Source organism: Achromobacter pestifer, assembly GCF_013267355.1.
In the GTDB taxonomy this organism is placed as follows: domain Bacteria; phylum Pseudomonadota; class Gammaproteobacteria; order Burkholderiales; family Burkholderiaceae_B; genus Achromobacter; species Achromobacter pestifer_A.
This window is the reverse complement of the sequence record NZ_CP053985.1, coordinates 2,689,639-2,716,111: the sequence shown is the minus strand read 5'-3', so window position 1 is coordinate 2,716,111 and position 26,473 is coordinate 2,689,639. Positions and strand designations below refer to the sequence as shown.

19 protein-coding genes and 4 tRNA genes are annotated in these 26,473 nt (G+C 63.4%); 4 read left to right on the top strand and 19 right to left on the bottom strand.

The genetic code is table 11. The features are described 5' to 3' along the window. Positions 1–68: 68 nt before the first annotated feature. The 17 genes from rpoC to hisN form a co-directional block, all read right to left on the bottom strand. Positions 69–4,313 (bottom strand): DNA-directed RNA polymerase subunit beta', encoded by a 4,245-nt coding sequence (rpoC, locus tag FOC84_RS13135; RefSeq protein ID WP_173144798.1) that lies wholly within the window; start codon positions 4,311–4,313, stop codon positions 69–71. Beyond that, entirely contained in the window at positions 4,313–8,425 is a 4,113-nt protein-coding gene (gene rpoB, locus FOC84_RS13130; protein ID WP_173144797.1) for a DNA-directed RNA polymerase subunit beta, read from the bottom strand. Before rpoB ends, rpoC begins: the two co-directional genes overlap by 1 nt. A 162-nt stretch (positions 8,426–8,587) precedes the next feature. Then, a complete protein-coding gene (gene rplL / locus FOC84_RS13125) occupies positions 8,588–8,968 on the bottom strand; it encodes a 50S ribosomal protein L7/L12 (protein WP_006216571.1) in 381 nt (126 codons plus the stop codon). Between the two features lie 81 nt (positions 8,969–9,049). Next, positions 9,050–9,574, bottom strand: coding sequence for a 50S ribosomal protein L10 (gene rplJ / locus FOC84_RS13120; protein ID WP_173144796.1), 525 nt, complete (start codon positions 9,572–9,574; stop codon positions 9,050–9,052). Positions 9,575–9,823: 249 nt separating this feature from the next. Continuing rightward, complete coding sequence (gene rplA, locus FOC84_RS13115; RefSeq protein ID WP_173144795.1) at positions 9,824–10,522, bottom strand: 50S ribosomal protein L1; 699 nt, start codon at positions 10,520–10,522, stop codon at positions 9,824–9,826. A gap of 2 nt (positions 10,523–10,524) precedes the next feature. Then, positions 10,525–10,956 carry a 50S ribosomal protein L11 gene (rplK, locus tag FOC84_RS13110; RefSeq protein WP_006227005.1) on the bottom strand — a complete coding sequence of 144 codons (432 nt, stop codon included), beginning with the start codon at positions 10,954–10,956 and terminating at the stop codon, positions 10,525–10,527. A gap of 66 nt (positions 10,957–11,022) precedes the next feature. Further along, positions 11,023–11,556, bottom strand: coding sequence for a transcription termination/antitermination protein NusG (gene nusG, locus FOC84_RS13105; RefSeq protein WP_056571943.1), 534 nt, complete (start codon positions 11,554–11,556; stop codon positions 11,023–11,025). 9 nt (positions 11,557–11,565) lie between these two features. Further along, the gene (gene secE / locus FOC84_RS13100) at positions 11,566–11,946 is read right to left on the bottom strand and encodes a preprotein translocase subunit SecE (RefSeq protein ID WP_173144794.1); all 381 of its coding nucleotides are present in this window, start codon (positions 11,944–11,946) and stop codon (positions 11,566–11,568) included. Between the two features lie 64 nt (positions 11,947–12,010). Beyond that, a tRNA-Trp gene (locus tag FOC84_RS13095) sits at positions 12,011–12,086 on the bottom strand. Between the two features lie 164 nt (positions 12,087–12,250). Next, entirely contained in the window at positions 12,251–13,441 is a 1,191-nt protein-coding gene (gene tuf / locus FOC84_RS13090) for an elongation factor Tu (protein WP_173144793.1), read from the bottom strand. A gap of 56 nt (positions 13,442–13,497) precedes the next feature. Beyond that, a tRNA-Thr gene (locus tag FOC84_RS13085) sits at positions 13,498–13,572 on the bottom strand. A gap of 12 nt (positions 13,573–13,584) precedes the next feature. Then, positions 13,585–13,658: transfer RNA gene (locus tag FOC84_RS13080), tRNA-Gly, on the bottom strand. Positions 13,659–13,806: 148 nt separating this feature from the next. Continuing rightward, positions 13,807–13,893: transfer RNA gene (locus FOC84_RS13075), tRNA-Tyr, on the bottom strand. Between the two features lie 113 nt (positions 13,894–14,006). Then, positions 14,007–15,170: an iron-containing alcohol dehydrogenase gene (locus FOC84_RS13070; protein ID WP_173144792.1), complete on the bottom strand. Its 1,164-nt coding sequence runs from the start codon at positions 15,168–15,170 to the stop codon at positions 14,007–14,009. Between the two features lie 23 nt (positions 15,171–15,193). Continuing rightward, the gene (locus tag FOC84_RS13065; protein WP_173144791.1) at positions 15,194–16,582 is read right to left on the bottom strand and encodes an aldehyde dehydrogenase family protein; all 1,389 of its coding nucleotides are present in this window, start codon (positions 16,580–16,582) and stop codon (positions 15,194–15,196) included. A gap of 31 nt (positions 16,583–16,613) precedes the next feature. Further along, positions 16,614–17,999 (bottom strand): glutamine synthetase family protein, encoded by a 1,386-nt coding sequence (locus FOC84_RS13060; protein ID WP_173144790.1) that lies wholly within the window; start codon positions 17,997–17,999, stop codon positions 16,614–16,616. A 57-nt stretch (positions 18,000–18,056) separates the two neighbouring features. After that, positions 18,057–18,863, bottom strand: a complete 807-nt coding sequence (gene hisN, locus FOC84_RS13055) for a histidinol-phosphatase (RefSeq protein ID WP_173144789.1) — start codon at positions 18,861–18,863, stop codon at positions 18,057–18,059. A gap of 194 nt (positions 18,864–19,057) precedes the next feature. On the opposite strand from hisN, the gene FOC84_RS13050 reads away from it, so the two are divergent. From FOC84_RS13050 to FOC84_RS13035, 4 genes are read left to right on the top strand one after another with little or no spacing between them, the layout of a single operon-like run. Then, positions 19,058–20,065 carry an ABC transporter substrate-binding protein gene (locus tag FOC84_RS13050; RefSeq protein WP_173144788.1) on the top strand — a complete coding sequence of 336 codons (1,008 nt, stop codon included), beginning with the start codon at positions 19,058–19,060 and terminating at the stop codon, positions 20,063–20,065. A gap of 49 nt (positions 20,066–20,114) precedes the next feature. After that, positions 20,115–21,122, top strand: a complete 1,008-nt coding sequence (locus tag FOC84_RS13045) for an ABC transporter ATP-binding protein (protein ID WP_173144787.1) — start codon at positions 20,115–20,117, stop codon at positions 21,120–21,122. A 31-nt stretch (positions 21,123–21,153) separates the two neighbouring features. After that, positions 21,154–22,836, top strand: coding sequence for an ABC transporter permease subunit (locus FOC84_RS13040; protein ID WP_173144786.1), 1,683 nt, complete (start codon positions 21,154–21,156; stop codon positions 22,834–22,836). 17 nt (positions 22,837–22,853) lie between these two features. Continuing rightward, complete coding sequence (locus FOC84_RS13035; RefSeq protein WP_173144785.1) at positions 22,854–23,615, top strand: DeoR/GlpR family DNA-binding transcription regulator; 762 nt, start codon at positions 22,854–22,856, stop codon at positions 23,613–23,615. Positions 23,616–23,634: 19 nt separating this feature from the next. On the opposite strand, the gene FOC84_RS13030 is transcribed toward FOC84_RS13035, so the two are convergent. Beyond that, positions 23,635–24,636 carry a Bug family tripartite tricarboxylate transporter substrate binding protein gene (locus FOC84_RS13030; protein ID WP_173144784.1) on the bottom strand — a complete coding sequence of 334 codons (1,002 nt, stop codon included), beginning with the start codon at positions 24,634–24,636 and terminating at the stop codon, positions 23,635–23,637. A 163-nt stretch (positions 24,637–24,799) separates the two neighbouring features. Beyond that, positions 24,800–26,398 (bottom strand): rhodanese-like domain-containing protein, encoded by a 1,599-nt coding sequence (locus FOC84_RS13025; RefSeq protein ID WP_173150127.1) that lies wholly within the window; start codon positions 26,396–26,398, stop codon positions 24,800–24,802. Between the last annotated feature and the right edge of the window lie 75 nt (positions 26,399–26,473).

The following is a 26,473-nucleotide window of genomic DNA, read 5'->3' as shown; positions in this document are numbered from 1 at the left end:
CAGCGGCCTTTTTGATTCCGGGCATGCCGCGCCGGACTGCGCGCGGCATCCCTGCCGGGTGTTTCCGCTTATTCGGCGGAATCCTCGGCGCCGAGGTCGGAAGCCGGCGTTTCCGCATCCGAGCCCACCGTGACCGGCGAGTCTTCGAACGGGTTGGCCAGCTGGCGGGCGGCTTCGCGTTCCGCGGCCTCCAGCTCTTCCTTGTCGCGGCGTGCATGGTGGTAAGCCAGGCCGGTACCGGCCGGGATCAGGCGGCCGACGATGACGTTTTCCTTCAGACCACGCAGATCGTCGCGCTTGCCCATGATGGCGGCTTCGGTCAGGACACGCGTGGTTTCCTGGAACGATGCGGCCGAGATGAACGAGTCGGTCGACAGCGAGGCCTTCGTGATACCCAGCAGCACGTTGTCGTAGCTCGCCGGGAGACGATCTTCGGCTTGCATGCGGTCGTTCGCGTTCAACAGCTCGGAGCGCTCGACCTGCTCGCCCGGGATGAACTCGGTATCGCCCGCGTCAACGATGTTCACACGGCGCAGCATCTGACGAACAATCACTTCGATGTGCTTGTCGTTGATCTTCACGCCCTGCAGACGGTACACGTCCTGCACTTCGTCGACGATGTAGGTCGCCAGCTTCTCGATGCCTTGCAGGCGCAGGATGTCGTGGGGATCGGCCGGGCCGTCCACGATCATTTCGCCCTTGTTCACCACCTGGCCGTCGTGCACCAGCACCTGCTTTTCCTTCGGAATCAGGAACTCGTGGCTCACGCCTTCCAGGTCGGTGATGACCAGACGCTGCTTGCCCTTGGTGTCCTTACCGAACGAAACCGTGCCGGTAACGTCGGCGAGCATGCCGGCGTCCTTCGGCGAACGCGCTTCGAACAGTTCGGCCACGCGCGGCAGACCGCCGGTAATGTCGCGGGTCTTTTGCGATTCTTGCGGAATACGCGCCAGAACTTCACCCACGGCAACCTGCTGGCCGTCGCGCACGGTAATCAGCGCGCCCACCGGGAACGAGATGTTGACCGAGTGATCGGTGCCAGCGATCTTGACGTCTTCGCCTTGCTCGTTGACCAGCTTGATCTGCGGACGCATGACGATCTTGCCGCCACGGGTCTTCGGCGTGATGACGACGAGCGTCGACAGGCCGGTGACTTCGTCCACCTGCTTGGCAACGGTCACGCCTTCTTCGATGTTCTCGAAGCGGACGGCGCCGCCGTATTCCGACACGATCGGACGGGTCAGCGGATCCCACGTCGCCAGACGCGCGCCAGCCTTCACGGCTTCGCCATCGCCCACCAGCACGGTCGCGCCGTACGGGATCTTGTGGCGTTCGCGTTCGCGGCCGTTGTCGTCGAAGATCGCCAATTCGCCGGAGCGCGAAATCGCCACACGTTCGCCCTTGGCGTTCGTGACATAGCGCATCGTGCTGGCAAAACCGACGTTACCGCTGGACTTGGTTTCCACCGCGCTGGCCAAGGCCGAACGCGACGCCGCGCCACCGATGTGGAACGTACGCATCGTGAGCTGCGTGCCCGGTTCGCCAATGGACTGGGCGGCGATGACGCCAACCGCTTCGCCCTGGTTGACCGGCGAACCACGACCCAGGTCGCGGCCGTAGCAGTGCGCGCACAGACCATGACGCGTTTCGCACGTCAGCGGGGTGCGGACCTTGACTTCGTCCACGCCGATGCGGTCGATGGTGTCGACCAGATCTTCGTCCAGCAGGGTGCCGGCGACGATGGCCGTTTCCTGCGTGTCCGGGTTGATGATGTCAATGGCGGCAACACGACCCAGGATCCGGTCGCGCAGCGGTTCGATGACTTCACCGCCTTCAACCAGGGCCTTCATGTTGTAGCCCTGCGAGGTGCCGCAATCGTCCTCGGTAATCACCAAGTCTTGCGTCACGTCGACCAGACGACGGGTCAGGTAACCCGAGTTGGCGGTCTTCAGTGCCGTATCGGCCAGACCCTTACGCGCGCCGTGAGTCGAGATGAAGTACTGGAGTACGTTCAGGCCTTCACGGAAGTTCGCGGTAATCGGCGTTTCGATAATCGAGCCGTCCGGCTTGGCCATCAGGCCGCGCATGCCGGCCAGCTGGCGGATCTGGGCGGCCGAACCGCGGGCGCCCGAGTCAGCCATCATGTAGATGGAGTTGAACGATTCCTGGCGCACTTCCTCGCCGTGACGGTTGACCACGGGCTCCGTGGCCAGCTGTTCCATCATCGCCTTGCCGACCTTGTCGCCGGCCTTGCCCCAGATGTCCACCACGTTGTTGTAGCGTTCCTGGGACGTGACCAGACCCGACGAGTACTGCTTGTCGATTTCCTTCACTTCGCGGCTGGCCTCGGCCAGGATGCCTTCCTTGGCGGTCGGGATCAGCATATCGCCCATGGCGATGGAGATACCGCCGCGCGTGGCCAGGCGGAAGCCCGACTGCATCAGCTTGTCAGCGAAGATCACGGTGTCGCGCAGGCCGCAACGGCGGAACGACTGGTTGATCAGGCGCGAGATTTCCTTCTTCTTCAGCGCCTTGTTCAGCACCGTGAAGGGCAGGCCCTTGGGCAGGATTTCGGACAGCAGCGCGCGGCCGACCGTCGTCTCGTGACGGCGGATCACCGGCTGCCATTCGCCAGCCTCGTCGCGCTCGTGTTCCTTCAGGCGCACGGTGATGCGCGACTGCAGTTCGACTTCGCCGTTGTCGTAGGCGCGCTGCACTTCAGCGACGTCGGTGAAGAAGATGCCTTCGCCGCGGCCGTTGATGCGCTCGCGCGTCGTGTAGTACAGACCCAGCACGATATCCTGGGACGGCACGATCGACGGTTCGCCGTTGGCGGGGAACAGCACGTTGTTCGAAGCCAGCATCAGCGTACGCGCTTCCAGCTGGGCTTCCAGCGACAGCGGCACGTGGACGGCCATCTGGTCACCGTCGAAGTCGGCGTTGAACGCCGCGCAAACCAGCGGGTGCAGCTGGATGGCCTTGCCTTCGATCAGGACCGGTTCGAACGCCTGGATGCCCAAACGGTGCAGCGTGGGCGCACGGTTCAGCATGACCGGGTGTTCGCGGATGACTTCTTCCAGAATGTCCCAGACCACCGGTTCCTGGCTTTCCACCAGCTTCTTGGCAGCCTTGATGGTCGTGGCCAGGCCCATCATCTCCAGACGATTGAAGATGAACGGCTTGAACAGTTCCAGGGCCATCAGCTTGGGCAAGCCGCACTGGTGCAGCTTGAGCTGCGGACCCACCACGATGACCGAACGGCCCGAGTAGTCGACGCGCTTGCCCAGCAGGTTCTGACGGAAACGACCGCTCTTGCCCTTGATCATGTCGGCCAGGGACTTGAGCTGGCGCTTGTTGGCGCCCGTCATGGCCTTGCCGCGGCGACCGTTGTCCAGCAGCGAGTCGACGGCTTCCTGCAGCATCCGCTTTTCGTTGCGCAGGATGATTTCCGGCGCCTTCAGCTCCAGCAGGCGCTTCAAGCGGTTGTTGCGGTTGATGACGCGGCGGTACAGGTCGTTCAGGTCGGAGGTCGCGAAGCGGCCGCCGTCCAGCGGCACCAGCGGACGCAGGTCCGGCGGCAGCACGGGCAGCACTTCCATGACCATCCACTCGGCCTTGATGCCGGACTTCTGGAAGCCTTCCAGCACCTTCAGGCGCTTGGAGATCTTCTTGATCTTGGCTTCCGAGCTGGTGGCCTTCAGTTCGCCGCGCAGCGTTTCCACTTCACGGTCGATGTCGATGGTGCGCAGCAGTTCGCGCACGGCTTCCGCGCCCATCAGGGCACGGAAGTCGTCGCCGTACTCTTCGGTCTTGGCGAGGAAATCGTCATCCGACATGATCTGGCCGCGCTTGAGCGGCGTCATGCCAGGTTCGATCACGCACCAGGCTTCGAAGTACAGGACGCGTTCGATGTCGCGCAGGGTCATGTCGAGCACCATGCCCAGACGCGACGGCAGGCTCTTCAGGAACCAGATGTGCGCGACGGGGCTGGCCAGCTCGATGTGGCCCATGCGTTCACGGCGAACCTTGGCGACGGTGACTTCAACGCCGCACTTTTCGCAGATCACGCCACGATGCTTCAGGCGCTTGTACTTGCCGCACAAGCACTCGTAGTCTTTGATCGGGCCAAAGATCTTGGAGCAGAACAGGCCGTCGCGCTCAGGCTTGAACGTGCGGTAGTTGATGGTCTCGGGCTTGCGAACTTCGCCGTAGGACCACGAACGGATCTTCTCGGGCGAGGCGATGCCGATCTTGATGGCATCGAACTGCTCGTCTTGCGAGACTTGCTTAAAGAGGTCGAGTAGCGCTTTCATTAGTTACGCTCCAAATCCATGTCCAGGGCCAACGAGCGGATTTCCTTGACCAGCACGTTGAACGATTCCGGCATGCCGGCGTCGATGACGTGGTCGCCCTTGACGATGTTTTCGTATACCTTGGTACGGCCGGTGATGTCGTCCGACTTCACCGTCAGCATTTCCTGCAGGGTGTAGGCGGCGCCGTATGCTTCCAGCGCCCACACTTCCATTTCCCCGAAACGCTGACCGCCGAACTGCGCCTTGCCGCCCAGAGGCTGCTGGGTAACCAGCGAGTACGGGCCGGTCGAACGCGCGTGCATCTTGTCGTCGACCAAGTGGTGCAGCTTCAGGTAGTGCATGTAGCCAACCGTGACGGGGCGTTCGAACTTCTCGCCCGTGCGGCCGTCGTACAGCCATGCCTGCGTACGCGAAGGCGTCAGCGCCATGCGCTTGGCGACGTCGTCCGGATAGGCCAGCTCCAGCATCGTGGTGATTTCCTCTTCGGTCGCGCCGTCGAAGACGGGCGTCGCGAACGGGACGCCGTTCTTGAGGTTCTGGGCCATTTCCATGACTTCTTCGTCGGTCAGCTCATCGATGCGGGCACCCGAACCGGTCGTGTTGTAGACCTTGTCCAGATAGGCACGGATGTTCTTGACCTGCGCGGTGCGCTCGTCGCGCAGCAGATCGGCGATGCGGTGGCCCACGCCCTTGGCAGCCCAGCCCAAGTGCACTTCCAGCACCTGACCGACGTTCATCCGCGAGGGCACGCCCAGCGGGTTCAGAACGATGTCGGCCGGCGTGCCGTCAGCCATGTGCGGCATGTCTTCCACCGGGGTGATACGCGAGACCACGCCCTTGTTGCCGTGACGGCCTGCCATCTTGTCGCCAGGCTGCAGACGACGCTTCACGGCCAGGTAGACCTTGATCATCTTCAGCACGCCCGGGGGCAGCTCGTCGCCTTGCGTCAGCTTCTTGCGCTTCTCTTCGAAGGCCAGATCGAACTGATGACGCTTTTGCTCAAGCGATTCCTTGGCTTGTTCCAGCACGACAGCGTGCGGCTCATCAGCCAGACGGATGTCGAACCACTGCCAGCGGTCCAGATCAGCCAGGTATGCCTTGGTGATCGTGGCGCCCTTGGCCAGCTTGCGCGGGCCGCCGTTGACAGCCTTGTTGACCAGCAGTTTTTCGATACGGTCGAACTGGTCGTTTTCAACGATGCGCAGCTGGTCGTTCAGGTCCTGGCGATAGCGGCGCAGTTCATCGTCGATGATGGACTGGGCGCGCTTGTCGCGCACGATGCCTTCGCGCGTGAACACTTGCACGTCGATCACGGTGCCGGTCATGCCCGAGGGCACGCGCAGCGAGGTGTCCTTAACGTCGGACGCCTTTTCGCCGAAGATGGCGCGCAGCAGCTTTTCTTCCGGCGTCAGCTGGGTTTCGCCCTTGGGCGTAACCTTGCCGACCAGCACGTCGTCGGCGCTGACTTCGGCGCCGATGTACGTGATGCCCGAATCGTCCAGGCGGTTCAGTTGCGTCTCGGCCAGGTTGCTGATGTCGCGCGTGATTTCTTCCGGACCCAGCTTGGTGTCGCGGGCGACAACCGTCAGTTCCTCGATGTGCACCGAGGTGTAGCGGTCATCGGCCACAACCTTTTCGGAGATCAGGATCGAGTCTTCGAAGTTGTAGCCGTTCCACGGCATGAACGCGATCAGCATGTTCTGACCCAGGGCGAGTTCGCCCAGGTCGGTCGATGCGCCGTCAGCCAGCACGTCGCCCTTGGCGACCTTGTCGCCACGCTTGACGATGGGACGCTGGTTGATGTTCGTGTTCTGGTTGGAACGCGTGTACTTGATCAGGTTGTAGATGTCGACGCCCACTTCACCGGCGACGTTTTCTTCATCGTTCACGCGGATCACGACGCGCTCGGCGTCAACGTGATCGACCAGGCCGCCACGCAGCGCCTGCACGGTCGTGCCCGAGTCAACGGCCACGGTGCGCTCGATACCCGTACCCACGACCGGCTTTTCCGGACGCAGGCAAGGCACGGCTTGACGTTGCATGTTGGCGCCCATCAGTGCGCGGTTCGCGTCGTCGTGCTCCAGGAACGGAATCAGCGAAGCAGCGACCGACACGATCTGCGACGGAGCCACGTCCATGTAATGCACGTTGACCGGCGACGTCAGCATCGTTTCGCCCGCTTCACGGCAAGCGACCAGGTCGTCAACAAAGGCGCCTTGCTCGTCCAGCGCGGCGTTGGCCTGCGCGATGACGTAGTGGCTTTCTTCGATGGCCGACAGGTAGTCGATCTGCTCGCTGACCTTGCCGTCGATGATCTTGCGGTAAGGCGTTTCCAGGAAGCCGTACTCGTTCAGGCGAGCGTACAGCGCCATGGAGTTGATCAGGCCGATGTTCGGGCCTTCCGGCGTTTCGATCGGGCAGACGCGGCCATAGTGGGTCGGGTGCACGTCACGGACTTCGAAGCCGGCGCGCTCGCGGGTCAGACCGCCCGGGCCCAGTGCGGAAACACGACGCTTGTGCGTGATTTCCGACAGCGGGTTGGTTTGGTCCATGAACTGCGACAGCTGGCTCGAACCGAAGAACTCCTTGATGGCTGCCGAGATCGGCTTGGAGTTGATCAGGTCGTGCGGCATCAGGTTTTCAGTCTCGGCCTGGCCCAGACGTTCCTTGACGGCGCGCTCGACGCGCACCAAGCCAGCGCGGAACTGGTTCTCGGCCAGTTCGCCGACGCAACGCACGCGACGGTTGCCCAAGTGATCGATGTCATCGATCTGGCCACGGCCGTTGCGCAGCTCAACCAACACCTTGATGGTTTCAAGGATGTCTTCGTTGGTCAGCGTCATCGGGCCGGTGATGTCTTCACCACGGCCCAGGCGGCTGTTGACCTTCATGCGGCCGACACGCGACAGATCGTACGTTTCTTCGCTGTAGAACAGGCGCTGGAACAGCGCTTCCACCGCTTCTTCGGTGGGCGGCTCGCCAGGACGCATCATGCGGTAGATGGCAACGCGGGCTGCCATCTGGTCCGCGGTTTCGTCGGTGCGCAGCGTTTGCGAGATGTACGGACCACGGTCCAGGTCGTTCGTGTAGAGCGCCTGAATGTCGTAGACGTTGGAGGCGCGCAGGGCGCCCAGCACGCTTTCCGTGATCTCGTCGTTCGCGTTGGCGATGACTTCACCGGTGTCCGGGTCGACGATGTTCTTGGCCAGCACGCGGCCGTACAGGAAGTCTTCCGGCACGGAGATGCGCTGGATGCCGCCGGCAGCCAGATCGCGCAGATGCTTGGCATTGATGCGCTTGTCTTTTTCGACAATGACCTTGCCGTCGCGGTCCGAGATGTCGAAACGGGCCATTTCGCCCTTCCAACGCTCGGGCACGAATTCCATCATCGCGCCTTCGCTCTTCAGTTCGAAATTGTCGAAGTCGAAGAAGTTGGCCAGGATGGATTCCGGCGTCATGCCGATGGCCTTGCACAGAATCGTGACGGGCATCTTGCGGCGGCGGTCGACGCGGAAGAACAGGACGTCCTTCGGGTCGAATTCGAAGTCCAGCCACGAACCGCGGTAGGGAATCACGCGGGCCGAGAACAGGAGCTTGCCGGAGCTGTGGGTCTTGCCGCGGTCGTGTTCGAAGAACACGCCAGGCGAGCGGTGCAGCTGCGAGACGATGACACGCTCGGTGCCGTTGATGACGAAAGAACCCGTGCCCGTCATGAGCGGAATTTCGCCCATGTAGACTTCCTGTTCCTTCACTTCCTTCACGGTGGGCTTGCTGACTTCGCGGTCAAGCAGCACCAGGCGGACCTTGGCTCGCAGGGGCGAGGCATAGGTCAGGCCACGTTGCTGACATTCCTTGACATCGAACACCGGTTCGCCGAGCACATAGCTCACGAACTCCAAGCGCGCCATACCGTTGTGACTAACGATCGGGAAAATCGACGAGAACGCCGCCTGCAAACCGTCGGCTACGCGATCGGACGGGGCGGTATCCGCCTGCAGGAAAGTTAGGTAGGATTGAAGCTGTGTCGCCAACAGGAAGGGAACGTTTTGAACGTCTTCACGTTTGGCGAAGCTTTTGCGGATGCGCTTTTTTTCGGTGTACGAGTAAGGCATGAGCACTCCGACTCGAGGTTGCATGGGCCGTCAACCACGGCCCCAGGTGATACGACTCCAGGAAACCCCTCTGAAAAGGCATGACCCCAGTAGGGGTTTCCTGGAAACGCAAAAGCCCGGGGACTGCAAACTGCGCTGTCCCCGGGCAAGTTGACGCAGGTCTTACTTGACTTCGACCTTGGCGCCAGCTTCTTCCAGCTTCTTCTTGGCGGCTTCGGCGTCAGCCTTGGCCACAGCTTCCTTGACGGGCTTCGGAGCGCCGTCGACCAGGTCCTTGGCTTCCTTCAGACCCAGACCGGTCAGCTCGCGCACGGCCTTGATGACGCTAACCTTGTTCGCGCCGGCTTCCAGCAGGACGACGTTGAACTCGGTTTGCTCTTCAGCAGCGGCGGCAGCGCCACCAGCAGCGGGAGCAGCGACAGCGACAGCAGCGGCAGCAGCCGACACGCCGAACTTCTCTTCCATTTCCTTGATCAGCTCGGACAGCTCGAGCACGGTCATGCCAGCGATGGCGTCAAGGATTTCAGCTTTGTTAAGTGCCATTTTTCAGAACTCCAAATATTTTGGTAATGCCAGGGTTTGGGTGTCGCTCGGTCGTTCAGCGAATTCCGGACTGCAGGGCGATTAGGCCGCTGCCTTTTGGTCGCGCACAGCCGCGAGGCCACGGGCGAACTTGGTCGGAACTTCGTTGAGCGTACGCACGAATTGCGCGATGGGGGCTTGCATGGTGCCCAGCAGTTTCGACAGCAACTCTTCGCGGGAGGGCATGGTGGCCAGGGCCTTCACGCCTTCTTGGTTCAGCAGGTTGTTGGGCAGAGCGCCCGCCTTGATGACCAGCTTGTCGTTGCTTTTCGCGAAACCTGCGAGGACCTTGGCCGCCGAAACCGGATCAGCGCTGATGCCATAGATCAGCGGACCGGACAGTTGCTCAGCCAACGGCTCGAAAGCCGTGCCGGCAACAGCACGACGGGCCAGCGAGTTCTTCAGAACACGCAGATACACGCCCGATTCACGCGCAGTTTTGCGCAGTACGGTGACAGAGGCGACGTCCAGACCACGGTACTCAGCGATAACAATCGATTGGGCCTTGGCGACTTCCGCCGAGACTTCCTCGATCACCACCGCTTTCTCTTGACGATTGAGACTCACGGTTTGAACACTCCATCAAAAGACGCCTGGGGCCTGAGCCTTGCGCGTCAACCGAATGCGGCGCCTGGTCGAGTTCTTCGTGTAAAGAAATCTTCCTGGGGACGCCGTCTACGCTGGATCCGAACCTTGCGGGCTTCGGGATTAAGCGGAGTAGTCCGATACTGCTTGAACTACCCTGCTCCAGCGGTCTTTGACAGCAACATCCGGAGGAATCCGGATGCAGCCCAAAGTACGTTTACAGCTATCGGCTTAGTTGGCCGACAGCGAGGCAATTTCCACGCGCGCACCGCCGCCCATCGTGGACGAGACGGCCAGCTTGCGCAGGTAAATGCCCTTGGCAGCTGCGGGACGAGCCTTTTGCAGGGCGTCGACCAGAGCGGCCAGGTTGGTTTGCAGCTGTTCCACGCCGAACGACGCGCGGCCGATCGTTGCGTGGATGATGCCAGCCTTGTCGGTACGGTACTGAACCTGACCGGCCTTGGCGTTCTTGACAGCGGTGGCGACGTCCGGGGTCACGGTGCCGACCTTCGGGTTCGGCATCAGGCCACGGGGGCCCAGGATCTGACCCAGGGCACCCACGACACGCATCGTGTCGGGCGAGGCGATGACCACGTCGAAGTCCATTTGACCGGCCTTGATCTGGTCAGCCAGGTCGTCCAGACCGACGATGTCCGCGCCAGCGGCCTTGGCGGCTTCAGCCTTTTCGCCTTGGGCGAACACGGCCACGCGGACCGACTTGCCGGTGCCGGCGGGCAGAACGACCGAGCCGCGGACCAGTTGGTCCGACTTCTTCGGGTCGATGCCGAGCTGCACGGCCACGTCAATGGATTCATTGAACTTGGCGACGGCGGTTTCCTTGACCAGGGTCAGGGCTTCAGCGACCGGGTACATCTTGGTGCGGTCGATCTTCTGCGCAATAGCGGCGGCGCGCTTGGACAGTTTTGCCATGATTAGATCCCCTCAACCGTGATGCCCATGCTGCGGGCGCTGCCAGCGATCGTGCGCACAGCGGCGTCCAGATCAGCGGCGGTCAGATCGGGGCCCTTGGCCTTGGCGATCTCTTCAGCTTGAGCGCGGGTCAGCGTGCCGACCTTGTCGGTATGCGGCTTGGCCGAACCCTTTTGCACGCCGGCAGCCTTCTTGATGAGGACCGTCGCGGGCGGGGTCTTCATGATGAAGGTGAAGCTCTTGTCCGCGAAGGCGGTGATCACCACGGGAATCGGCAGACCAGGCTCCATGCCTTGGGTCTTGGCGTTGAACGCCTTGCAGAATTCCATGATGTTCAGGCCACGCTGACCCAGGGCCGGGCCAATCGGGGGGGAGGGGTTAGCCTTACCAGCCGGTACTTGCAGCTTGATAAAGCCGACGATCTTCTTCGCCATGCTTTGCTCCTTGCGGGTTATATCGCTCCTGGGCGTTCAAGCCTGGGAGCTCCCCGGGGGGTTGAATCAGGTCTTTTCGACCTGACTGAAATCGAGTTCGACGGGCGTGGCGCGACCAAAAATGGTGACGGACACACGCACCTTGCTCTTTTCGTAGTTGACTTCTTCGACGTTGCCGTTGAAGTCCGCAAACGGACCTTCCTTGACCCGAACCATCTCGCCCACTTCGAACAGAATCTTGGGGCGGGGCTTCTCGACACCCTCTTCCATCTGGGAGAGGATCTTCTCGACTTCCTTTTCAGAAATCGGGGTCGGACGGTTGCCCGAGCCACCCAAAAAGCCGGTGACGCGGTTGGTGTTCTTGACCAGGTGCCACGTTTCGTCGGTCAGGTCCATTTCAACCAGGACATAACCGGGGAAAATGCGGCGCTCGGTGATCGACTTCTGACCACCCTTGACCTCGACGACTTCCTCGGAGGGCACAAGAATGCGGCCAAAAGACGTTTGCAGGGCCGCGCGCTCGATGCGCTCGTTCAGGGCCTTGTGTACGCTTTTTTCCATGCCGGAGTACACATGGACGACATACCAACGCTTACTCATTCGCCGTCCTTATTTCCAGCCCAACAGCAGGCCGTAGAGAATCCATTCGATGCCCTTGTCGAGCACCCACATGAAAAGGCCCATGACCGCCACAAACGCGAAAACGATACCCGTCATCTGGGTCGTTTCCTTGCGCGTGGGCCACGCGACCCGCTTGACTTCGTTGTAGGACTCGCTGGCGAAGCTCAGGGTGCGGCGGCCGGGTTCGCTGAACCAGGCGATCACGGCTGCGATCACGAGGCCGCCGACAAATACGCCGACACGTGCAGGCATCGGTTGCGCGCTGAGCACGGAAAACCCGACGATGCCAGCAATAACGACAAGAACCGCCAGCCCGAGCTTCACCCGGTCGGCGGTACTGGTTACGGTTTCTACGCTGGTATTAGACATATTGCGACGCGAGCCGCCGTGAATGCGTAACTCGCGATGATCTCCCGCGGGTTTATCCTGGCGGTGGCAGGGGCAGTAGGAATCGAACCTACAACCTTCGGTTTTGGAGACCGACGCTCTGCCAATTGAGCTATGCCCCTAAAACACTACTGGCTTGCACTACATTCACTGGCTTTCCGGAACCATCGTTCAAAATAGCATCAAGCTATTCGACGCAAACGATCGCGGAGCCAAACATCATAACACTTTTACGGCAAAAATGGGTAGAGGGACTTTTCGTCCACTCTACCCATCCGGGTATTGCTTACTTCAGGATCTTGGCGACGACGCCGGCGCCGACGGTACGACCGCCTTCACGGATGGCGAAACGCAGGCCTTCTTCCATGGCGATGGGGGCCAACAGCTTGACCGTCATCCCCACGTTGTCGCCCGGCAGAACCATTTCCTTGTCGGCCGGCAGTTCGATCGTGCCCGTCACGTCCGTCGTGCGGAAGTAGAACTGGGGACGATAGCCCTGGAAGAACGGAGTGTGACGGCCGCCTTCTTCCTTGGACAGAATGTACACCTCGGACGTGAAGTCCGTGTGCGGGGTGATCGAGCCCGGCTTGGCCAGAACTTGGCCGCGCTGGACGTCTTCACGCTTGGTGCCGCGCAACAGGATGCCCACGTTGTCGCCCGCTTGACCTTGGTCCAGCAGCTTGCGGAACATTTCCACGCCGGTGCAAGTCGTCTTGACCGTCGGAACGATACCGACGATTTCGATTTCTTCGCCGACCTTGACGATGCCGCGTTCGATACGGCCGGTCACCACGGTGCCGCGACCCGAGATCGAGAACACGTCTTCAACCGGCATCAGGAACGCGCCGTCAACGGCACGCTCAGGCGTCGGGATGTACGAGTCCAGCGCGTCAGCCAGATTCATAATGGCTTGTTCGCCCAGTTCGCCCTTGTCGCCTTCCAGCGCCAGCTTGGCCGAACCCTTGATGATCGGGGTGTCGTCGCCGGGGAAGTCATACTTCGACAGCAGTTCGCGAACTTCCATTTCCACCAGCTCGAGCAGCTCGGCGTCGTCAACCATGTCAGCCTTGTTCAGGAAGACGATGATGTACGGCACGCCAACCTGGCGCGACAGCAGGATGTGTTCACGCGTCTGCGGCATCGGGCCGTCAGCGGCCGACACGACCAGGATCGCGCCGTCCATTTGAGCGGCGCCCGTGATCATGTTCTTCACATAGTCAGCGTGGCCCGGGCAGTCAACGTGCGCGTAGTGGCGCGCGGCCGTTTCGTACTCGACGTGAGCCGTGTTGATCGTGATGCCGCGAGCCTTTTCTTCAGGAGTCGCATCGATCTGGTCGTAGCCCTTGGCTTCGCCACCGAACTTGTTCGACAGAACGGTCGTGATAGCGGCCGTCAACGTCGTTTTGCCGTGGTCAACGTGACCAATCGTACCCACGTTCACGTGCGGCTTGGTACGTTCAAACTTGCCTTTTGCCATGGCTGACTCCTGACCTGGATTGCGCTTCAGACTGAAGAAAAGAACTTCGAAATTTGTGGTGCCCATGGCGCGGATCGAACGCGCGACCTCTCCCTTACCAAGGGAGTGCTCTACCACTGAGCCACATGGGCATTTAAAAATCTTGGAGCGGGTGAAGGGAATCGAACCCTCGTCGTAAGCTTGGAAGGCTTCTGCTCTACCATTGAGCTACACCCGCGGCATACCCTTTCACCTTCTCTTTCCCAAACCCTTTTCAATCTAAAGCCCTGGAAAACCTTGCAGCCTTCTTTGCGAAGGTCGTTCGGCTTTCCGAGCCTTACATTTTAAATCCAGGCCAACCGCGCCTGGATTTAGGTATGGGTCTCTGGTGGAGGAGGTTGGATTCGAACCAACGTAGGCGCAAGGCCAACAGATTTACAGTCTGCCCCCTTTAACCACTCGGGCACTCCTCCAGCGGAGAATTCGAGATTATGAACACTTTCAAATCCGCTGTCAAACGCTTCGGACGAAATATTCAAAATTCTTCTTCAACCACCGCTGCGTTTCCGCGCAGAGGGGGCGAAGCTTACAGGTTTCCGCGGATTGCTGCACGAAAAAGATCGGCGTACTGCTCCGACGTGTAGTTGACGGGGTTGGTGCCCGCCGACGGGTCCTCCGCCGCCATGCGCCCTACCCGCTCCGCCTGGGCCTCGTCGATACCAATTTCCGCCAGGGTGTGCGGGATGCCCAGCGTCTCGCGCAGGCTCAGCACCCAATCCAGCACCGCTGCCGGGCCGGAATCCGGCAAGTCCAGGTAGCGCGCCAGCGCTTGCAGGCGCGGCGCCACCGCGTGCTGATTGGCTTTCAGCACGTACGGCATGAGGATGGCGTTGAGCATGCCGTGGTGCGCGTCGTACAGCGCGCCCAACGGGTGCGCCAGCGCATGCATGGCGCCCAGTCCGCGTTGGAACGCCGTCGCGCCCATGCTGGAAGCCACCAGCATCTGCAGCCGGGCCTGCAGATCGCCGCCATTGGCTACCGCCTGCGGTAAGTATTCCTTTATCAGGCGCATGCCCTCGATCGCAATGCCCGCCGCCATGGGATGAAAGAACGGCGAACAGTAGGCCTCCAGGTTGTGCGACAGCGCGTCCATGCCCGTCGCCGCCGTGATCTTCGGTGGCAGGCCAACCGTCAGCTCGGGGTCCAGAATGACGACTGAGGGCAGCATGCGCGCATGAAAGATGATGCGCTTCACTTCAGCCGCCTCATCGGTGATGACGGAGGCGCGCCCGACTTCCGAACCCGTGCCTGCGGTGGTCGGCACGGCCACCACCGGCGCCATGCCTGCCACATCGACGCGCAGGTAGTTGTCGCCGATGTCCTCGAAATCCCACAGGGGCCGCGTCTGTCCCGCCATCAACGCGATGGCTTTGGCGGCATCCAGCGCGGAACCGCCGCCGAATGCGATCACGCCGTCGTGGCCGCCTTGCTTGTATGCGCGTACGCCGTCGTCGACGTTGCGGCCGGTGGGGTTGCCTTTGATTTCGTGGAACAGGCCGCATGCCAGGCCGGCGTCACGGCAGGCTTGGATGGCGCCCGCCACCATGGGCAAGGCGGCCAGTCCGGGGTCCGTCACGAGCAACGGGCGCTTCATGCCGAGTCCGCGGCACAGTTCGGGCAGCTCCTTGATGCGGCCGGGGCCGGCCTTGATGGCAGTGGGGTAGTTCCAATTAACGCTGGGCACGGTCATGTTCGCTTCCTGAAGGCGTCGCGTCAGACGCTGCGCAGATGAAAGGATTTGGCTTGCGTGAGCTGTTCGTAGCCGACCACTGACAGGGACACGCCGCGGCCGGAATTCTTGACGCCGGTCCAGGCCAGCGCGGGATCCAGGTAGTCGCAGCGGTTCATGAAGAACGTGCCAGTTCGGACCTGCCGGCCGATATGCAGGGCCGCGTCCTGGTCTTGCGTAAAAGCCGCTGCCGTCAGGCCATACGGGCTGTCGTTCATCAGGGCTATGGCTTCTTCGTCGCTGTCGACCGCCATGATGCCCACTGCGGGTCCGAAGCATTCATCGCTCATGATGCGCATGCGATGATCGACCTGCGTCAGCAAGGCCGGCGCAACATAAGGCGAGCCTATGCTCGCTTCCTTAAAATGCGAGCTATCAATCATATTCTTGGCACCGGCGGAAACTGCTTCATCGATGATTCCGCGTATCTCGGCGGCAGCCTTCGCGCGCACGACCGGGCCCAATGTCGTTTCGGCGTGCAGCGGGTTCCCCAACACATAGCTGCGCGTCAGTTCGACGGCACGCTCGATAAATTCGTCGTACCGGACGCGCGCCACATAGATGCGCTGAATGCCGCAGCAGGACTGGCCCGAATTGAAAAATGCGCCGTCCACCAGGGTCTCGACCGCGTGTTCGATCCTGGCATCGGCCCGCACATAGGCCGGATCATTGCCGCCAAGCTCCAGGCCGGCGCCGATGAAACGCCCCGCCGCGCTCTCTTCCACGGCATGCCCGCCGCGTACGGAGCCGGTGAATGAAACGTAGCCGATCTCGGGCGCGCGGATCAGCCTGTGCACGATATCGTGGTTGGCGTGCAGATACTGGAACACGCCCTTGGGCGCCCCGGCTTCGCGGAACGCACGTTCGATGAACTCAGCGCACAAGGGCGTCTGGTCGGAATGCTTGAGAATGACGGTATTGCCCGCCATCAGCGCGGGGACGATGCTGTTCACCGCCGTCAACAGCGGGTAGTTCCAGGGCGCTATCGTCAGCGCGACGCCTATCGGCTCGCGGCTGATGAAACGCGTGAAACCGGTTTGCTCCGGTACCTGAATGGGCGCCAGCGCCTGGCCAGCGATGGCGATCATGTGGCGCGCGCGCGCCTCGAAGCCTGCCACCTCTCCCGGCGTGTAGCGCAACGGCCGCCCCATCTGGATGGTGATGGCGTGCGCAATCTCTTCCTTCGCGGCGACGAAGCGGTCGACGGCCGTAGACACGATGCGCCCCCGCGCCTCCACGCCCAGCGCCTGCCACGCGGCTTGCGCGGCCTGGGCATCGGCAAGCGCCTGCGCGATCCGCGCCTCGCTGGCATAGGGACGGCGCACGACCTCGCGCCCGTCGATGGGACTGATGGTGATGAGTTCCTGGGTCATGTCTGCCCTGCGCAAGCGGTTGGGTTTGGATTCAGATGATTTCGAAGTAGCGCGCCAGTTCCCAATCGGTCACGTGGCGCCGGAACTGCCGCTCTTCCCATTCGCGCGTGGCCGCGTAGTGTTCGACGAAGGCGTCGCCGAACAGATGGCGCGCGGCCTCGGACTCGCGCAGGCGCTGCGCGGATTCCCATAGCGTGGTGGGCAGGCGCAGATGCGCTGGAAACTTCTGCGTATAGGCATTGCCCTGCACCATCGGCTCGGGTTCGAGCCCCTGCTCGATGCCATACAGGCCCGAAGCCAGGGCGGCGGACAAGGCCAGATAGGGGTTGGCGTCAGCCGACCCGATGCGCACCTCGACGCGCTGCGATTTGTCGCTGCCCGGGATCAACCGCAACGCGGTGGTGCGGTTCTCCATGCCCCACGTGGCGTCCAACGGCGCCCAGTATCCGGGCACCAGACGTGAGTAGCTGTTGATGGTCTGCGCATACATGGCCATGAATTCCGGGAGGTAGCGCTGGACGCCGGCCATGAAGGAAGTTTGCGTCGCGCTCATGCCGTGCGGCCGGGATTCGTCGTAGAAGGCGGAGCGGTTGGTTTTCCGGTCGCGCAGCGACAGATGGATGTGGCCGCTCTGGCCGGGATGATCATGCGACCACTTCGCCATGAAGGTCGCCATCAGCCCGTTCTGCTGCGCCAGGGCCTTGGTGAAGGTCTTGAAGAGGAAGGCCTTGTCGCCCGCGGCCGCGGCCAGGTCCACCGCCAGGGCGGCTTCCAGCACGCCCGGTCCGGTCTCGGTGTGCAGGCCCTCGATGGGCATGTCCATGCGTTCGCACATGTCCAGCAGCTTGCGGTAGAAGTCGCCTTCGACGGTGCTGCGCAGAACGGAGTAGCCAAAATTTCCCGGGGTCCAGTTCTCCATGTTGCGGTAGTTCTTCGCGCGCACCGAGTGCGGCGTTTCACGGAACATGAAGAATTCATACTCGAGCGCGGCGTAGACGTCGTAGCCCATGTCCGCGGCGCGGTCCAGGGTCCGGTGCAGCAGCCGCCGCGGACAGATGGCGCCGGCGTCGCCCTCGAATTCCGCCAGGAACAGCAGCATGTCTTCGCCGCCCGGCCCCTGCTCCAGCGGCAGCCGGCGGCCGCTTTGCGGAATGATCCTGAGCTTGGCGTCGGGATAGGCCGTATGCCAACCCGTGTACTTGGTGTTGTCGTAGAGCTGATCGTCCAGATCCCAGCCGAACACCACATCGCAAAACGCCAGTCCCGAGCGCAGCGCGCCCAGGAATTTGTCGCGCCGCAAGTATTTGCCCAGCATGACGCCATCGACGTCGGACAAACCTACCTTGATGTGCGAGAGCTGGCTGGCTTGCACCAGCCGCTCCGCGTCTTCCACCGTTGCTACCCCTAGTGCATGCATGCTTATTCACCTTGTGGCTGAAGCGTTGCGTTGACCTGCGGGCGGGCGGCGCGGCGTTCAGGTCATGGCCGCCCCCAGCACCCGCATCGCCTGGCGATGCAGCTGCGGCGTGGCGGCCGCGACGACGCGGCCCTGCGATTCGAGACTGAGCGGCTGCCCCGACCAATCGGTAATGACGCCGCCAGCCCCTTCAATCACGGGCATCAGCGCCAGATAGTCATACGGTTGCAGGCCGGACTCGACCACCAGGTCGACATGTCCGCTGGCCAGAAGGCCATAGCTATAGCAATCGCCGCCGTAGCGGCGCATGCGCGCGGCCTGCGTCAGCGCCTCGAAGGCGGCCAGTTCCGCGCCGGCAAAGATGTCGGGCGAGGTGGCGTACAGAATGGCCTGGCGCAATTCGGCGCAGGCGCTGGTCCGGCAGGCAACGCCATTCAACTGCGCGGATGCGCCGACAGCGCCAACCCAGCGCTCGTCCAGCATGGGGATGTCGATCACGCCGAGCACGGGTTTGCCTTGGTGCAGCAGCGCCAGCAGCGTGCCCCACAGCGGGTTGCCGGAAATGAAGGCGCGCGTGCCGTCGATGGGGTCCAACGACCACACGAATTCGGCTTCGGCATGCGAGGCGCCGAACTCTTCACCAAAGATGCCATGGTCGGGATAGTGCTGGGCAATCGCTACGCGCAAGGCGGTCTCGACTTCTCTGTCCGCCTGCGTGACCGGGCTTTCGTCGGCCTTGGTGTCGATGTCCAGCGGATGCCGGAACCACTTGCGCGACAAGGGACGCACACGGTCCGCCAGCGTCTGGGCGAACGAGGAGTACGCGGCCAGCTGCTGCGTGGATAACGGCGGTGAAGTTTGCATCGATGAGCTCCAGGCGTGGCGCGGGAGGATGCGCCTACGCCAAAAAAACCCTTGAATACAGGTTTTTCCAGTCTAGACACGTTGCCACAAATTTGCAAACATACATAAAACTGCAACTTGCCGGATTTGTTGCAGAAGACTGCCCGCCTACGTAGCTCGCCACCGTTGCCGTGTATTCCAACCGGAGTCCCATCATGCAATGTATGAAGAAGCTTAGCCTTGTGGTTGCAGTAATTTCCCTAGGTTGGACGCAGGCTCATGCCGGCGCCATCACCGTCTACACCGCCCTCGAAGAAGATGAGATCGCGGCCTACCTGAAAGCCGCCAACGCCGCCATGCCGGACGTGAAGGTCAATGTGCTGCGGCTGTCCACCGGCGATCTGGGCGCCCGCCTGATCGCCGAGGCCTCCAACCCGCAGCAGGACGTGATCTGGGGCTTCGCCGTAAGCAACATGCTGGACCCGCGCCTGCAAAACCTGCTGGAGCCCTATGCGGCCAAGGGCATGGACGCCCTGCCCGCGCAGTACAAGGGCGCCGACCAGAAGTGGTTCGCGGCCACCGGCTACGTGGCCGCATTCTGTGTCAACACGGACCGGCTCAAGTCCAAGAACCTGCCCATGCCTACGTCCTGGGAAGACCTGACCAAGCCGGTCTACAAGGGCGAGATCGTTATCCCCAGCCCCGCGGCGTCGGGCACCGGCTATCTGCAGATCGTTGCGCTGCTGCAAGGCATGGGCAAGGAAAAGGGCTGGGCACTGCTCAAGGACCTGGACAAGAACGTGGCGCAGTACACGCCATCGGGCTCGCGCCCCTGCAAGATGGCCCGCGCCGGCGAATACGCGATCGGCGTGTCCTTCGCCTTCCCCGCCATGCAGTCCATCGAAGAAGGCTTCCCCATCAAGATGGTGATCCCGTCCAAATGGGTGGGCTACGAGCTGGAAGCCTCGGGCCTGATGAAGACGGCCAAGAATCCCACCGATGCCAAACGCTTCCTCGACTGGACGCTTTCGGCGCAGGCAGGCGGCCTATACAGCAAGTACAAGGAACTGGTGACCATCCCCGGCGCCGCGCCCAACAAGGCCGCCGAAGCCGCCGGCCTGCCCAAGGACCTGACCGCCGTGCTGTATCCCGTGGACTTCCCCAAGTCAGCCGTGGAACGGGACGCCACCATCAAGACCTGGCAGGAAACCATCAAGCGTTGACGGGTCGGCGGCCGGTGATATACCGGCCGCCGCCTGTCCTGGAGACGCCATGTATCTGGAATTACGCGGGATACGCAAGACGTTCGATGCGTCGGTAGCGCTGCAAGACATCGACCTGTCCGTGGGCGAGCATGAATTCGTCTGCCTGCTCGGCCCCAGCGGCTGCGGCAAGACCACGCTGCTGCGCATCGTGGCGGGCCTGCTGCCCTTCGACCGCGGCACCATCACGCTGGGCGGACGCGACCTGAGCGCGCTGCCGGCGCGCAAACGCGGCTTCGGCATCGTGTTCCAGTCGTACTCATTGTTCCCCAACATGACCGTGGCGGAAAACGTGGGCTACGGCCTGCGCATCCGCGGCGAACCGCGCGAACGCATCGCCGCTCGCGTGAAGGATCTGCTGACGCTGATCAAGCTTCCCGACTATGCGGAGCGCTATCCGTACCAGCTGTCTGGCGGCCAGCAGCAGCGCGTGGCGCTGGCCCGCGCGCTGGCGGTGGATCCGGCGCTGATCCTGCTGGACGAACCCCTGTCCGCGCTGGATGCGCGCGTACGCACCGACATGCGTGCCGAGATCCACGACGTGCAACGGCGCCTGAAGATCCCGACGGTGATGGTGACGCACGATCAGGAGGAGGCGCTGACGCTGGCCGACAAAATCGTCTGTATGAACGATGGGCGCATCGAACAGGTGGGCTCGCCTTCCGATCTGTACCTGCGGCCGCGCACACGTTTCGTGGCGAACTTCGTGGGCTTGAGCAATCTGCTGCCCACCGATTGGGTGCGCGAGGTCATGCCTCAGCTGTTGGCGACGCGGCCCGAGGGCGCCAGCGAGCGCTTCGAAGCCTGCCTGCGGCCAGAAAATCTGCGCATTGCCGCGGACGCGCACGGACCCGGCCGCGTGCAGGACATGACATTCATGGGCAACCTCACCCGCCTGCGCGTCGCCTGGCAAGGACGCGAACTGCTGGTGGAGCAACATGGCGCCGCCGGCCTGTCGCGCGGCGCCCCCGTGCGGCTGGAGATGGAGCCGGGCCAGTGCGCCTGGGTCAGCGTATGACGGATCGCGCCATGCAAACCGGAGTCGCCGCTTGAGCGCCGCCCACGCCAGTACTGCCATCGCCACGCCGGCCGGCCGCGCGCCCTGGTCGGCGGACCGCGTATTGTTGTGGACCTGCGTCGGCATCCCTCTCGTGGGGCTTGCGTTGTTCTTCCTTTACCCGCTGGCGACCGTGGCCTGGCGCAGCCTGGTTGAAAAAGACGGCTCGATCGGCCTGGGCAACTATGCCGAGGTCTTCGCCACCCGCGGCGTCCTCACGGCCACACTGAACAGCCTGGTCATGAGCGCTGCCACCACGGTGGTCAGCGTTGCGCTGGGCTTTACGATCGCCTACGGCCTGGACCGCAGCTGCATGCGCGGCAAGGCCGCCGTGCGGCTGGCGCTGGTGCTGCCGCTGCTGGCGCCGTCGCTGGTGCAGGGCCTGGGGCTCATCTTCCTGCTGGGACGCAACGGACTGGTGCACCGCTGGACCGGCTGGGAAATCGACATCTACGGCTTCTGGGGCCTGTTGATCTCCAACGTGTTCTACGCCCTGCCCCAAGCCGTGCTGATCCTGCAGGCGGCCTTGCGCAACATGGACGCGCGCTACTACGACGCGGCCGAAGTGATGGGCGCCTCCAGCGCTCGCCAGTTCTTCGACATCACTCTGCCCAATTGCAAGTTCGGCCTGCTGAGCGCGGCCTTCGTGGTGTTCGTCATCACGATTACCGACTTCGGCAACGCCGCCGTGATCGGCGGCAACTATCGGGTGCTGGCCACCGAGATCTACAGCCAGGTATCCGGGCAGATGAATTTCGGCATGGGCTCAGTGGTGGGCATCCTGCTGCTGCTGCCCTCGCTGATTTCGGTGCAGATCGAGCGCGTCGCCTCGCAGCGCCAGTTCGGCTCGGCCTCGCCCAGCGGGCTGAGGGTCACGCCCCAACCGGCCCGCGGGCGCGACGCGGCGTTCACGGCCGGCGTGCTGCTGGCCTGCGGCACCATCATCCTGACAGTGGCCACGGTGGTCTTCGCCAGCTTCATGCGGCTGTGGCCGTACCGCATGGAGTGGACGCTGAAGCACTACGACATCACGGTCAGCGGCGGCTACACGCCGCTCTGGACGTCGTTGTACCTGTCGCTGGCGGCGGCGGGCGGCGGCGTGCTGCTGCTGTTCTTCCTGAGCTTCGGGGTGTGCCGCATTCCGCGGGCATGGGCCAAGCTGGTGTATCTGGTGTCGGTGCTGCCGGTGGGGGTTCCGGGCTTGGTGCTGGGCCTGTCGTACATCTTCGCCTTCAACGCCCCCGGCACGCCGCTGTATGCGCTGTACGGCAGCGCCGCGCTGATCGCGCTATGCAACTTCTACCACTATCACACACAGGGTTTCCTGACGATGATGACCGGCATGCGCGCCGTGCCGCAGGCGCTGGAGGAAGCGGTGAGCTGCCTGGGCGGCGGCACGCTGCGGGTGCTGCGCGACGCGGTGCTGCCGCTGATCGGCCCGACCGTGCTGGGCGTGTTCTTCTTCCTGTTCATGCGCTCCATGGTGACCCTGTCGGCGGTGATCTTCCTGGTCACGCCATCGGTGAGCGTGGCGCCCGTTTCCGTCCTGCGCCTGGACGAAGCGGGGTTCGTCTCGCAGGCCGCCGCCTATTCAACGCTTATCATGCTGGTCGTGGGAGGTTCCCTGCTGGCATTGCGCGCGCTGATCGCCGCAGCCGCGCGGCGCCGGACATAGATTAGGAAACATCGGACATGTGGCAAGAAGAGCGGTATCAGAGAATCCGCGCCCTGCTGTCTTCATTGCAGCAGGTATCGACCGACCGTATCGTCGGCGAACTAGGGGTGTCAAGGGAAACGGTCAGGCGTGACCTGCTGGAACTGGAGGCCATGGGCGAATTGCGCCGGGTGCACGGCGGCGCCGTGCCGGTGCACAGCGAGCCGCCCATCGCGGAACGCGTGCATACGCGCGTCAAATACAAGCGCGCCATCGCGCGCGCGGCCGCGGGGCTGGTATCCAGCGGGCAGACCTTGTTCCTGGACGCCGGCAGCACCACCAGCGTGCTGGCCGACGAATTGGCCAAGCTGTCGGGCCTGACCGTCATCACCAACTCGTTCGACGTCGCCTTGAAGGTAGGCGCGGCCGGCAACGGCGCGAACCAACTCATCATGCTGGGCGGCTCCGTGGGCGGCCCCGTCTGCGCCACGGCCGGCGACCTCACGATCGCCGAGATCCACCGTTATCGAGCGGATCTGGCGCTGCTGTCGCCGGTGGGCGTGGACGCCGAATTCGGCGCCACCAACTACGACCTGCGCGAGGCCGAGGTGGCGCGCGCCATGGCGGCCAGCGCCAAGCAACTGGTGTTGCTGGCCGACTTCAGCAAGATCGGCCTGTGCAGCCGCGTGTCGTACTGCAGCGCGGACCGCATCGACCATCTGGTCACCAACTCCAGCGCGCAGAAGTCGCCCGCCTACGCCGCCCTGAAATCCGCGGTCGGCAAGATCGTGGCGGTGTAGCACGGGCGCCGACAGCGCGTCAGTCCAGCGACACGCCCGCAGTCTTCACCATGTCGGCCCAATACACGGTGTCTTCCTGCAGCCGCGCCTTGAACGCGGCGGGCTGGCTGCCCACCGCCCAGCTGCCGCCGCTGTTGATCTTGGCGATCACGGCGGGCGATTTCATTGCCTGCCCCACGGCTTGCGCCAGGTAGGCGATGCGTTCGGGTGGCGTGCCGGCGGGCGCGAACAGTCCGTACCAGTCATCGGCGGTAATGCCCTCCATGCCCGCCTGCTTGAGCGTGGGCGCTCCCTTGAAGATGCCGATGCTGTTCTCGTGGCTGAGCGCCAGGATGCGCAGCTTGCCGGCAGCCACCATGGGTTCGGCCGACGCCGGCGAAGTTATCAACATGTCCACCGTGCCGCCCATCAGGTCGGTGATGGCGGGCGCCGCGCCGCGGTACGGCACGTGCACCAGTTTCACGTCGGCCTTCTGCGACAGCAGCGCCCCCATCAGATGGCTCATGGTGCCGTTGCCGGGCGTCGCGTAGGTAATGACGCCGGGCTGCTTGCGTGCGGCCTGCAGATAGTCGTTCAGGCTGCGGTACGGACTCTCGCTGCGCGCCACCAGCACCAGCGGCGCGGAGGTGATCTGCGAGATGGGTGTGAAGTCCTTGACCGGATCAAAGCCCACGTTCTTGTACAGGCGCGGATTGACAGCCATCACGCTGGTCTGCGACATCACCAGGGTGTAGCCGTCGGGCTTGGCGCGCGCGACTTGCGCCGTGCCGACATTGCCACCCGCGCCCGAGCGGTTTTCCACCACCACGCTCTGGCCCGTGATGGCGCCCAGTTCCTGCGCCAGCAGGCGCGCGACGCCATCATTGCCGCCGCCCGGAGGAAACGGCGATACGACCGTGATGGCCTGTTTGGGATAGTCCGGCAGCGGCGCGGGCGCCTGGGCGTGGACTAGCGTTCCCCACAACAGGCCGGCGAGCGCCGCGGCAGCGGCCTTGCGTACGTGCGATGCATGGTGCTTCATCTGATTTCCCCTTGTGATGGGCGGCCGGATACTCGGCCGTCCCTTGCATTCCGGTTCGGCATGAACCGTCCGCACCCCGGCCGTGCAGGCCGGGGCGTACTTTTCGGATTGATGCGTCTGCTGTGCCGCGAAACCGGATCAGGCGGGCGCGGCGGTTCCGGTGTCAGCGGGCCGGAAAGCGGTAGCCCGCCAATTCGCGTTCGTCGATCTGCTTGACCAGATTGGTCTCCCAGGCCAGGTACTGGCGCGCGGCGGCCTTGTTGCCGTCGTGGCGGTCATGCACGAAAAACAGGTAGTCGATGCAGTCTGCGTCGGCGGGCTCGGCCGGCGTGGATGCCAAGGCGATGCCTTGCGCGGACCAGCCGGAGGGATCGCCGGTATTGGCATGGATGTCGTTCACGCCCAGCGCCCGCAGGTCCTGCGCGGCCCAGGCAGCCAGGGCAACGTCCTCGGCCAACAGCACCACGCGGCGCGTGGCGTCCAGGCACAGGCTGGCCAGACGCGGGCGGATGGACCAGCGCGCGCCGGCGATATGGCTGGCGCGATAACGCATGCTGGGACGAAGGTCGACCAGTTGCGCGCCCTGCGCAAGCGCGGCGGCAAGCTGCGCATCGTCAAGCAGGGGCAATTGCGGTGCCAGCGCCTTATCCACAGGATTTTCCAACCGCGCCTGCACGCCTTCGCGCAGCACGCTGGCGTCCCAGCCCATCTGACGCAACCAGCTGGCGACCACCGGCGCGCGCACGCCTTCGGCGTCGAACACGACGATGCGCGCGCCGCGCACGGCCAGGTACTGGTCCGTGGCCTGGACCAACTGGCCGCCGGGCGTGTGCTGGGCTCCGGGCAAGGAGCCTTGCGCATATTCTTCAGCGCTGCGCACATCGCACAGAAAGGTGCTGCGCGCCTGGTCGCGCAACCATGCCTGCACTTCTCCCGCGGCCACCATGGGCACGCCATGGATTTCGGCCAATCGCAAGGAGCGCTGCGCCAGCGCGGGCAGGTCCTGCGGCGCGATGCCGTCCTCGTAGCGGCGGCGCGCGCCGTGTTCGAGTTGCAGGTCCTCGAGATACCAGCCCTGGGTGCCGTTCTCCAGCGCGTAAACGGGATTGGGCACGCCCAGGTTGATCAGCGTCTGCGCGCCGATGATGCTGCGCGTGCGGCCAGCGCAATTCACCACGATGGTGGTCTGCGGATTGCTGGCCAGCATGTGGGCGCGCAACGCCAGCTCGCCGTTGGGGCAGCAGATGCCGCCGGGAATGCTCATCTTCTGGTATTCGGCAAAAGGCCTGCCGTCCAACACGATCAGGTCGTCACCGCGGCGCTGGCGTTCGGCCAGGTCACGCGCGCCGATGCGGGGGGTGTGGAAAACTTCTTCGGCCAGTTCGCCGAAGGTTTTGCTGGGCACGTTCACCCCGGCAAAAACGGCATAGCCATCGCGCTGCCATTGCGCGATGCCGCCGGCCAGGCGATGCACCTTGCGGTATCCGAGCGCCACCAGGGCCTGCACCGCGCGCGCAGCCGTGTCGTCGGCGCCGCCTTCGTCGTAGACCGCGATCCGCACATCGCGCCGCGGCGCGAGACGCACGATATCCACTTCCAGCCGGCTGTAGGGCACGGGCGCGGCGTAGAACAGGTGCCCCTCGCCATACTGGCCATGCTCGCGCACGTCCAGCAACGCAATCTCCGCGCCGTCATGCAGCCATTGCTTGAGCGTGTGCGGATCGACGTCGACGGCGGGCTGGTCTTGGGTGGGGTGCATCATGGTGTTCAGAGAGGACGGAAAGAGTTGGGATAGCGCTTGCTCGAGATCGGCGATGAGGTCGTCGGGATCCTCCAG